Origin of the sequence: uncultured Amaricoccus sp. (assembly GCF_937858865.1) — a bacterium.
Lineage (GTDB): Bacteria > Pseudomonadota > Alphaproteobacteria > Rhodobacterales > Rhodobacteraceae > Amaricoccus.
In genome coordinates, this window is record NZ_CALLYO010000575.1 from 1 (window position 1) to 10,534 (window position 10,534).

7 protein-coding genes are annotated in these 10,534 nt (G+C 69.3%); 6 read left to right on the forward strand and 1 reads right to left on the reverse strand.

Features of this window, described 5'->3' with window-relative positions; all coding sequences use genetic code 11:
• Window positions 1–276: 276 nt before the first annotated feature.
• The 4 genes from Q0112_RS17040 to Q0112_RS17055 all read left to right on the forward strand — a co-directional run bounded on the left by Q0112_RS17040 (window position 277) and on the right by Q0112_RS17055 (window position 3,650).
• On the forward strand, window positions 277–1,782 hold the full coding sequence (locus Q0112_RS17040; RefSeq protein ID WP_297977200.1) for a PAS domain S-box protein: 1,506 nt from the start codon (window positions 277–279) through the stop codon (window positions 1,780–1,782).
• Between the two features lie 10 nt (window positions 1,783–1,792).
• On the forward strand, window positions 1,793–2,410 hold the full coding sequence (locus Q0112_RS17045) for a response regulator (protein ID WP_297977201.1): 618 nt from the start codon (window positions 1,793–1,795) through the stop codon (window positions 2,408–2,410).
• Window positions 2,411–2,478: 68 nt separating this feature from the next.
• On the forward strand, window positions 2,479–2,874 hold the full coding sequence (locus tag Q0112_RS17050; protein WP_297977203.1) for a response regulator: 396 nt from the start codon (window positions 2,479–2,481) through the stop codon (window positions 2,872–2,874).
• A 92-nt stretch (window positions 2,875–2,966) separates the two neighbouring features.
• Window positions 2,967–3,650, forward strand: a complete 684-nt coding sequence (locus tag Q0112_RS17055; RefSeq protein WP_297977204.1) for a helix-turn-helix domain-containing protein — start codon at window positions 2,967–2,969, stop codon at window positions 3,648–3,650.
• A gap of 174 nt (window positions 3,651–3,824) precedes the next feature.
• Here the strand turns inward: Q0112_RS17055 and Q0112_RS17060 are convergent, their stop codons facing one another.
• A complete protein-coding gene (locus tag Q0112_RS17060; protein ID WP_297977205.1) occupies window positions 3,825–4,520 on the reverse strand; it encodes a cyclic nucleotide-binding domain-containing protein in 696 nt (231 codons plus the stop codon).
• A gap of 245 nt (window positions 4,521–4,765) precedes the next feature.
• On the opposite strand from Q0112_RS17060, the gene Q0112_RS17065 reads away from it, so the two are divergent.
• Both Q0112_RS17065 and Q0112_RS17070 read left to right on the forward strand, forming a co-directional pair.
• On the forward strand, window positions 4,766–7,498 hold the full coding sequence (locus tag Q0112_RS17065) for an MFS transporter (RefSeq protein WP_297977206.1): 2,733 nt from the start codon (window positions 4,766–4,768) through the stop codon (window positions 7,496–7,498).
• Window positions 7,499–7,508: 10 nt separating this feature from the next.
• Window positions 7,509–10,534: nitrate reductase subunit alpha (locus tag Q0112_RS17070; RefSeq protein ID WP_297977207.1), on the forward strand; the 3,026-nt coding region annotated here is incomplete at its 3' end.

Here is a 10,534-nt window from a genome sequence, read left to right on the forward strand (position 1 = left end):
CGCCTGCGGCCTCCGCCACGAGCCCGGCCTCCTCCGCGGCGTCGCCAGCCCGGCCGGGGCCGACCGCCTCACCCGTTGACGCGCGCGCTGGCCCGCAGCGGCCGTGACCGCCAGCCTCAGGCCCCGCCGATCCGGACCCGAGCCGCCACGAGAACCCCGGCAGACCGCCCCGGCCCGCGCCCGGGGAGGGTGCGCCCAACTGCCGCCCCCTGTGGACCGCCCCGCCGTCCTTGAGGTAGAACCCCCAGAGAGCCAATGGGGGGCGATAACCGTCCGATGTCAGGCGAAGTGAGGCGAGCGCCCGACGTCAGCGAGGCGACGCTCAGGATGCGAGGCTGCATCCTCGTGCTCGACGCGCAGGATCTGCGCGTCCGCATGGCGAGCGCCGCCGCGCCCGCCCTGCTCGGCTACCGCCAGGCGGAGCTCGCATCCCTCACCCTCCACGACCTCGTGCCCGCCCTCTCCGCCCCGGCATGGCAGAGGCGCGCGCGCCGGATGGCGGCGCGGGCCGCCGTCGCGACCGGCTTCCGCCGCCGGGTCCGCCGCAGGAACGGCAGCGAGTTCCCCGCCGAGATCCGCCTCCAGCTCGCCGGCGCCGACGGAACCCTCTTCGCCAGCATCGACCCCCCCTTCGGCAACCGGGACGCCCGCCCCTACGAGGCAGCACTCCTCCGCTCCGTCATCAACACCGCCCCGGACGCCATCCTCACCATCGACGTCAAGGGCCGCGTCGGCACCTTCAGCCCGGCGGCGGAGCGGATGTTCGGCTATGCCGCTTCCGAGGTGACCGGCCGGAACGTGAACATGCTGATGCCCGAGCCCTACCGCTCGCAGCACGACGGCTACCTCGCCCGCTACCTCACGACCGGCGAGAAGCGCATCATCGGCATCGGCCGCACCGTCACCGCGCGTCACAAGGACGGCCACACCTTCCCGATCGAGCTGGCGGTCGGCGAGGTGCGGGTCGCCGACAGCCACATGTTCACCGGCTTCATCCGCGACATCTCCGAGCGGGTCGCCGCCCACGAGCGCGGCGTGAAGCTGCAGCAGGAGCTCAGCCACGTCGGCCGCCTCTCGGCGATGGGCGAGGTCGCCTCGATGATCGTGCACGAGCTGAACCAGCCGCTGACCGCCATCGCCAACTTCGGTGAGGCGGCCCGGCGTCTGATCGAGTCCGGCGGCGATCCGGCCCGCGCCGCGAGCTTCATGGAGAAGGCAGTCGCCCAGGCGCACCGCGCCAGCGAGATGATCCGCCGGCTCAGGAGCTTCGTCTCGCGCGGCCCGACCGAGCGCGAGCCGATCGCCGTCAACGAGGTGGTGCGCGACGCCGCCCGCCTCGCGCTCATCGGCGCCGCCGACCAGCAGATCCACACCCGCTTCGAGCTGGCCGAAGGCCTGCCGGAAGTCACCGCCGACCGCATCCAGGTGCAGCAGGTCGTGGTCAACCTGATCCGCAACGGCATCGACGCCATGATCGAGGCCGGTGCCGGTGCCGGCACCGGCGGCGAAGAACCGCCGCTCGTCGTCGCCACCGGCCGCGCCCCCGACGGCGCCATCCTGGTCTCGGTCACCGACAGCGGCCCGGGCATCGCGCCCGAGATCGCGGGCGGCCTCTTCACCCCCTTCGTCACCACCAAGCCGACCGGCATGGGCATCGGCCTCTCGATCAGCCGCTCGATCATCGAGGCGCACGGCGGCCGCATCTGGTGCGAGCCGCGCCCGGAGGGCGGCACCCGCTTCACCTTCACCCTGCCGCTCGCCGCCTACGGGGCCGGCCCGTGAGGGTGCACCAATGAGCGCCGAGGGCCGGCTCTGCCTCGTCGACGACGACCCGAGCGTGCGCGAATCGCTCGAGGCGCTGCTCTCGGTCGCCGGGTTCGATGTCTCGGCCTACGGGTCGGCCGAGGATTTCCTCGCCGGCTTCGACCCCGAGCGCACCGCCTGCGTGCTGCTCGACGTCCGCATGCCGGGGATGGACGGGCTCGACCTGCTGGAGAGCCTCGACCGCCGCAGCGTGCCGATCGTCATCATGACCGGCCATGCCGACGTGCCGACGGCGGTGCGCGCCATGAAGGCGGGCGCGGCGGACTTCGTCGAGAAGCCCTTCACCTCCGCCCGGCTCCTTGACAGCATCAGGGGCGCGATCGCCCGCTCCACTCCCGGGCGGCCGAGCCTCGACCCCGAGCTCCGCAACCGCTTCGCCGCCCTCACCCCGCGCGAGACCGAGGTCATGCAGCAGATGGTGATCGGTCTGCCGAACAAGCTGATTGCCCACCACCTCGGCATGAGCCCGCGCACCGTCGAGATCCACCGCGGCCGCGTCATGCAGAAGACCGGCGCCGACAGCCTGTCCCACCTAGTGCGCATGGCGATCCGCGCCGGCCTCGATCCGGACGCCGGCACGCCGTAAGGAAGACTGCGGACTATCCCGCCGGCGCCCGATGGGCAATCTTGGCGGCAGCACGGCGGAGGGCCGGGATGCCGGAAGGACTTGCCTTCACGGTGCACGTGATCGACGACGACGAGGCGGTACGCGAGTCCCTCGAGGCGCTGCTCGTCGTCGCTGGCTTCGACGTCACCACCTATGCCTCGGCGGAAGCCTATCTCGAGGGCGATCCCCGCGACGGCTGCGTGCTGGTCGACGTCCACATGCCCGGCATGGGCGGCCTCGAGCTCCTGCGCCTGCTCGCCGGGCGCGAGCCGCCCGTCCCGGTCGTCGTCCTCACCGCCAGCCGCGAGACGCGCCTGCGCGAGCGCGCGCTCGGGCTCGGCGCGCGCGCCTTCCTGAGCAAGCCGGTGCCCGAGGCGATGCTTCTCGATACACTGCATGCGGTGGATAAGGGGAATCGCTTACGCTGGGCCAACCGCACATAAGTGTATCTCACGACTGCCCCTCGCCCGGCATTGGCCGTTCAGTGGACCAACGGGTGCGGCGCGAACGCCGTCCCCGGGGCGGGAGACACGACATGCAAGCTCAGGCAGCGATCGCGATGGTGGACCGGCCCCACCCGTTCCTGCGGCAAGCCAGCACCAACGCGGCCGCGTCCGGCGGGCGTGCCGCCAAGGAGCTCCGGCTCGCACGCGGCCGGGCGCTCTTCTACGAGGGCGATCGGGTCGAGCACTTCTACGAGATCCTCAGCGGCACGGTGCGCTGCTGCCGCATCATCCATGACGGCCGGCGGCAGATCTATCGCTTCGTCGGGCAGGGCGGCATGATCGGCCTCGGCTGCCAGGATCGCTACGGCTATTCCGCCGAGGCCGTCACCGACGTGGTGGCGCGCCGGCACCGCCTCGCCGATCTCGACGCCGCCATGGCCGCCGACGACGCCATGCGCCGCGGCGTCCTGCAGGCGCTCCGCGACGAACTCGCCGCCACGCGCGCCCAGATGCTGCTCCTCGGGCGCATGAGCGCCGCCGAGAAGCTCGCCTCCTTCCTCCTCGCCCTCGCCGGCGAGTCTGCCGACCCGGACGCCTGCATCGAGCTGCCGATGACCCGCAGCGACATCGCCGACTATCTCGGCCTGACGATCGAGACCGTCAGCCGCAAGCTCAACGAGCTCCGCCTCCTCGGCGTCATCTGCCTCGACACCCCGACCCGCGTCCGCATCACCGACCTCGACCGCATCGAAGCCATCGCCGAGGCCGCCTGAACAGCGGCCCCGGCTTCCATACGCCGTCGCGCCCGCCTCCCGCGCTGACTCTGGTCACGGCCGCAAATCGTATGGCCGCTTTCCAGCCCCTTTCCGGCCGCATTCCAGTCCGCCCAAGCCGCTGTTAACACGAACGGAATTCCCCTCGAGACCGATTCACTCCGCCGGGCCGCGTCAGGACTTCGGATCGTCGATCCAGGGCGTCGGCTTCGCCAGCCACCTCAAGTCCTCGATCTCCGCGATCCGCACCTGCGCCCCGTCCACCTGCACCCCGTAGGCCCGGAGCGAAGCGAACGCCCGCGACAGGTTCTCCGGCGTCATCCCCAGCCACGACGCGATCAGCCGCTTCTCGTGCGGCAACGAAAACTCGTCCCCTTCCGCCGCTTCGTGCAGCCGGATCAAGTAGTTGGCAAGCCGCTCCACCGACGACCGCAGCTTCAGGTTCTTCTCCCGCCGCACGCAGTCCCGATATCCGCTCGCCAGCTCCGCCACGATCTCGTCCGCGAACGACCGATCGTCCGCGACAACCCGCCGCACGTCCTCCGACGGAATCAACGCGATCCGGCTCCGCGACAGGGTCCGCGCCGACATCAGATATGGCTTGTCGACAACCGTCGCGGCCAGAATGAACGTCGCCAGCGGCCCCAGCGTCGACATCGTCGTCTCCCGATCGTGCCACTGCGCATAGAGCTCCACCCCGCCCTCTATCAGCACGTGAAAGAAGTCCGGAACGTCCCCCTCGCGGATCAGATCGACCGCCGGCGGGAATGTCTGCAGGTAGGCACCCCGGATCAGCGACTCGAACGCCTGATCGCCCATCGTGCGGAACAACGGGAGGTGCCGGAACTCGGCGACATCGTCAGCGCGCATCTTCCGTCCTCGCTTTGTTTGATATTTATCAAGCGCAAACCGGTCGGCGTCAAGCCTCGGCACCGCTGCCGCATGCGCGCGCCACACATCTGCAAACCGCGTGATCCAAGGAATAGCCTCACGGACTTGTTTTGAATGTCAGGCGCTTAGTCTTGACACAGATCAAATCCCCGCGGCATCCGCGCGGCCCATTGCTGTTGGCGAAGGCGCTCCGGCGATCCCGGCGCGCTGCCTTGGAGGACAGCATGCAGGGAATCGAAGGGGTGAGCCAGAGCGACCAAAGCCGAGCCCTCGCGCTCAGCACGGTGGCCTTCACCATCTGTTTCGCCGTCTGGACGATCTTCGCGATCATCGGCGTCGAGATCAAATCCGAGCTTGGCCTCACCGAGACCCAGTTCGGGTTGCTGGTCGCGACGCCGGTCCTGACTGGCTCCTTGATCCGGCTGATGCTCGGCATCTGGACCGAGCAGTACGGCGGGCGCCTCGTCTTCACCGCGCAGATGCTGCTGACCGCGCTGTCGACCTGGCTCCTGACCTACGCCGACAGCTATCCGACCTTCCTGCTCGCCGCGCTCGGCGTCGGGCTCGCCGGCGGATCCTTCGCGGTGGGCGTCGCCTACGTGTCGCGCTGGTACCCGAAGGAAAAGCAGGGCACGGCGCTCGGCATCTTCGGTGCCGGCAACGTGGGCGCCGCGGTCACCAAGTTCGGCGCGCCGCTGGTCCTCGTCGCCTACGGCTGGCAGACGGTGGCGCAGGTCTGGGCGCTCGCCCTCGTTGCCATGGCGGTGATCTTCTGGCTGTTCGCCAAGGACGACCCGCAGTTCGCCGCCCGCCGCCGCAGCGGCGAGCGTCCCCCCTCGGTGGCGGCCCAGCTCGCGCCGCTGAAGAAGCTCCAGGTCTGGCGCTTCTCGCTCTACTACTTCTTCGTCTTCGGCGCCTTCGTGGCGCTCGCGCTCTGGCTGCCGCACTACCTGGTCGACGTCTATCAGGTCGACATCCGCATGGCGGGCATGGCCGCGGCGGCATTCTCGCTTTCGGCGAGCCTCTTCCGCGCCTATGGCGGCCACCTCGCGGATCGGCACGGCGCGCGGACGGTCATGTACTGGACCTTCGGCTTCTCGATGATCCTGCTGCTGATGTTGTCCTATCCGCCGTCCGATTACGTGATCCACGGCCGCGAGGGACCGATCGTCTTCTCGACCTCGATGGGCTTCGTCCCGTTCATCCTGACGATCTTCACCCTCGGCTTCTTCATGTCGCTCGGCAAGGCGGCGGTCTACAAGCACATTCCCGTCTACTATCCCGAGCATGTCGGCGCGGTCGGCGGTCTCGTCGGCATGATCGGCGGCCTCGGCGGCTTCGTGCTGCCGATCATCTTCGGCGCGCTCCTCGACCTCACCGGCATCTACACGAGCTGCTTCGCCTTCCTCTTCCTCCTCGTCGGAATGGCGCTGACCTGGATGCACCTCGCCATCCGCAACATGGAGCGCTCCGCCCAGACGACCTCTCGCGACGCGCTGCCCGAGCTGCCCGAGTTCGCCGAGATCCACGTCCCCGGCCGCACCGTCATGCCGAGCGTGCTCGAGGACTGGCGGCCGGAGGATCCCGAGTTCTGGGAGACCACCGGCCGGCGCATCGCGCGGCGCAACCTCTGGCTCTCGATCCCGGCACTGCTGCTCGCCTTCGCCGTCTGGATGGTCTGGTCGGTCGTGGTGGCCCGCCTGCCCGCGATCGGCTTCGATTTCACCCCCGGCCAGCTCTTCTGGCTGGCGGCCCTGCCGGGCCTCTCCGGCGCCACGCTGCGCATCTTCTACAGCTTCATGGTGCCGATCTTCGGCGGGCGCCTTTGGACGACCCTCTCGACCGCCTCGCTGCTCCTGCCGGCCCTCGGCATCGGCTACGCGGTGCAGAACCCCGAGACCCCCTACCTCATCTTCCTCGTCCTGGCGCTCCTCTGCGGCTTCGGCGGCGGCAACTTCGCCTCCTCGATGGCCAACATCTCCTTCTTCTTCCCCAAGGCCGAGAAGGGCCACGCGCTCGCGCTGAACGCCGGGCTTGGCAATCTCGGCGTGTCCGTGGGGCAGTTCCTGGTCCCGCTGGTCATCACCATGGGCGTCTTCGGCGCCCTCGGCGGCCAGCCGCAGACGATGAGCGAAGGGGGCCAGCTCTGGATGCAGAACGCCGGCTTCATCTGGGTGCCCTTCATCCTCGCCGCGACCGTGGCCTGCTGGCTCGGCATGAACGACATCGCCGACGCCAAGGCCTCCTTCGCCGACCAGGCGGTGATCTTCAACCGCAAGCACAACTGGCTGATGTGCATCCTCTACACCGGCACCTTCGGCAGCTTCATCGGCTACTCCGCCGGCTTCCCGCTGCTGACCAAGCTGCAGTTCCCCGAGGTGAACGCGCTGCAGTTCGTCTTCCTCGGCCCGCTGGTCGGCGCCCTCAGCCGCGCCGGCACGGGATGGGTGTCGGACCGCTTCGGCGGCGGCCGGGTCACCTTCTGGGTCTTCGTCGGCATGATCGCCGCGGTCTTCGGGGTGATCTTCTTCCTCGGCATCGAGGGGCCCGGCGCCTTCTGGGGCTTCTTCGCCTGCTTCATGGCGCTCTTCTTCCTGACCGGCGTCGGCAACGCCTCCACCTTCCAGATGATCCCGGTCATCATGGGGCGCGAGGTGCCGCGGCTGATGCCCCAGCTGCAGGCCGACGACCTCCGCCGGCAGTCCGACCGCGAGTCGGCGGCGATCATCGCCTTCACCTCGGCGATCGCCGCCTATGGCGCCTTCTTCATCCCCAAGGCCTACGGCACGTCGATCTCGATGACCGGGGGCCCGGTGGCGGCGCTCTGGGGCTTCCTCGGCTTCTACGTGCTATGCCTCGCCATCACCTATGTCTATTATACCCGACGCGGCGGCCTGCTCTACGACATCGAGCGCCGCCTGAGCCAGCCCCAACTCGCCCCCGCGCCGGCCGAGTAAGGAGACAGCCATGAGCCATCTGCTCGACCGCCTGAACTTCCTGCAGAAGAAGAGCCTCGGCACCTTCGCGGACGGCCACGGCGAGACCACCCGCGAAAGCCGCGCCTGGGAGGAGGTCTACCGGAACCGCTGGCGCCACGACAAGATCGTGCGCTCGACGCACGGGGTGAACTGCACCGGCTCCTGCTCGTGGAAGATCTACGTCAAGAGCGGCATCGTCACCTGGGAGACCCAGCAGACCGACTATCCCCGCACCCGGCCGGACCTGCCGAACCACGAGCCGCGCGGCTGCGCCCGCGGCGCGAGTTACAGCTGGTACCTTTACTCCGCTAACCGGGTGAAGACGCCGCTCGTCCGCGCGCGCCTGCTCAAGATCTGGCGCCGGATGCGCGAGACGCTGAGCCCGGTGAAGGCCTGGGAGGCGATCCAAGCCGACCCTGCACTCAGGGCGGACTATACCCGCCTCCGCGGCAAGGGCGGCTTCGTGCGGGCGAGCTGGGACGAGGCGACCGAGATCGTCGCCGCCGCCAACGCCTACACCACCAGGCGCTACGGCCCGGATCGGGTGTTCGGCTTCTCGCCGATCCCGGCGATGTCGATGATCTCCTACGCCGCCGGCTCGCGCTACCTGAGCCTGCTCGGCGGCACCTGCATGTCCTTCTACGACTGGTACTGCGACCTGCCGCCCTCCTCGCCGCAGACCTGGGGCGAGCAGACCGACGTGCCGGAGAGTGCGGACTGGTACAACGCCGGCTTCCTGATCCTCTGGGGCTCGAACGTGCCGCAGACCCGCACCCCGGACGCCCACTTCTACACCGAGGCGCGCTACCGCGGCGCCAAGTCGGCGGTGATCTGCCCCGACTATTCCGAGGCCTCGAAGTTCGCCGACATCTGGCTCTCGCCGAAGCAGGGCACCGACTCGGCGCTCGCCATGGCGATGGGCCACGTCATCCTGCGCGAGTTCCACCTCGACCGGCAGGCCGAGTATTTCGAGGACTACGCCCGGCGCTACACCGACATGCCGATGCTGGTGCGCCTCGACGAGACGGACGGGCGCTTCGTGCCGGGTCGCATGCTGCGCGCCGCGGACTTCGCCGACGGGCTCGGCGAGGCGAACAACCCCGACTGGAAGACGGTGGCCTGGGACGAGGCCTCCGGCCGCCTCGTGGTCCCGAACGGCTCGGTCGGCTTCCGCTGGGGCGAGCAGGGTAAGTGGAACCTCGAGGAGAGGGCGGCAGCCTCCGACGTCAGCCTGCGGCTCAGCCAGATCCTCGAGGAGCACCGCGACGACGTCGTCGGCGTCGACTTCCCCTATTTCGGCGGCGCCGCCAGCGAGCATTTCGTGAAGTGCAAGCACCCGGAGGTGCTGACCCGCAACGTCCCGGTGCGGCGCATCCAGCTCAAGGACGGCGAGGCGCTCGTGGCCACCGTCTTCGACCTCTTCTGCGCCAACTACGGCCTCGACCGCGGGCTCGGCGGCGACTGGGTGACCGCCGACTACGACGCCGACGTGCCCTACACGCCGGCCTGGGCGGAGAAGATCACCGGGGTGAAGCGGCAGGCCATCGTCACCGTGGCCCGCGAGTTCGCGCTGAACGCCGAGAAGACCAGGGGCCGCTCCATGGTCATCCTCGGGGCTGGCCTGAACCACTGGTACCATATGGACATGAACTACCGCGGCATCATCAACATGTTGGTGATGTGCGGCTGCGTCGGCCAGTCGGGCGGCGGCTGGAGCCACTATGTCGGCCAGGAGAAGCTGCGCCCGCAGACCGGATGGACGGCGCTCGCCTTCGCCCTCGACTGGGCCCGCCCGCCCAGGCACATGAACTCGACCAGCGCCTGGTACGCCCATACCGACCAGTGGCGCTACGAGACGCTGACCGCCAGGGAGATCCTCAGCCCGACCGCGCCCGCGGGAGACTGGGACGCGAGCATCATCGACTTCAACATCCGCGCCGAGCGCATGGGCTGGCTGCCCTCCGCGCCGCAGCTCAAGACCAACCCGCTCGAGGTCGGGCGGGCGGTGAAGGCGGCCGGCATCGAGGCGCGCGACCATGTTGCCGAGGCGCTCAAGGCCGGCAGCCTCGAGCTGTCCTGCGAAGACCCGGACGCGCCGGAGAACTGGCCGCGTAACCTCTTCGTCTGGCGCTCGAACCTGCTCGGCTCGTCCGGCAAGGGGCACGAGTATTTCCTCAAGCACCTGCTCGGCACCGAGCACGGCGTGCTCGGCAAGGATCTCGGCGACGAGGGCCGGGTGCGGTCCAAGGAGGCCCGCTGGCACGAGACGGCGCCCGAGGGCAAGCTCGACCTCCTCGTCACCCTCGACTTCCGCATGTCGACGACGGCGGTCTATTCCGACATCGTGCTGCCGACCGCGTCCTGGTACGAGAAGGACGACCTCAACACCTCGGACATGCATCCCTTCATCCACCCGCTGCAGGCGGCGGTGGATCCGGCCTACGAGAGCCGCTCGGACTGGGAGATCTTCAAGTCCATCGCACGCAAGTTCTCCGAGGTGGCGCCCGAGGTGCTCGGGGTCGAGACCGACATCGTCGCCGTGCCGATCCTGCACGACAGCCCGGCCGAGATCGCCCAGCCGGACGTGCTCGACTGGAAGCGCGGCGAGTGCGAGCTCGTCCCCGGCAGGACCGCGCCGAACTTCGTCGCCGTCGAGCGCGACTATCCGAACCTCTACAAGCGCTTCACCGCGCTTGGCCCGCTGATGGAGAGGATCGGCAACGGCGGCAAGGGCATCTCCTGGGACACCAAGGACGAGGTGCATCACCTGCGCGACCTCAACGAGCCGGTCACCGAGGAGGGGCCGACCAAGGGAATGGCGCGCATCGAGACGGCGATCGACGCCGCCGAGGTGATCCTGATGCTCGCCCCCGAGACCAACGGCGAGGTCGCCGTGAAGGCCTGGCAGGCGCTCGGCAAGGCCACCGGCCGCGACCATACCCATCTCGCCGAGGTCAAGGAGGACGAGAAGATCCGCTTCCGCGACATCGCCGCCCAGCCGCGCAAGATCATCTC

Coding starts and splice junctions, on each gene's coding strand:
- Q0112_RS17060 (WP_297977205.1), bottom strand. CDS start 4,520: ATGCGCGCTGACGATGTCGCCGAGTTCCGGCACCTCCCGTTGTTCCGC.
- Q0112_RS17050 (WP_297977203.1), top strand. CDS start 2,479: ATGCCGGAAGGACTTGCCTTCACGGTGCACGTGATCGACGACGACGAG.
- Q0112_RS17065 (WP_297977206.1), top strand. CDS start 4,766: ATGCAGGGAATCGAAGGGGTGAGCCAGAGCGACCAAAGCCGAGCCCTC.
- Q0112_RS17040 (WP_297977200.1), top strand. CDS start 277: ATGTCAGGCGAAGTGAGGCGAGCGCCCGACGTCAGCGAGGCGACGCTC.
- Q0112_RS17055 (WP_297977204.1), top strand. CDS start 2,967: ATGCAAGCTCAGGCAGCGATCGCGATGGTGGACCGGCCCCACCCGTTC.
- Q0112_RS17045 (WP_297977201.1), top strand. CDS start 1,793: ATGAGCGCCGAGGGCCGGCTCTGCCTCGTCGACGACGACCCGAGCGTG.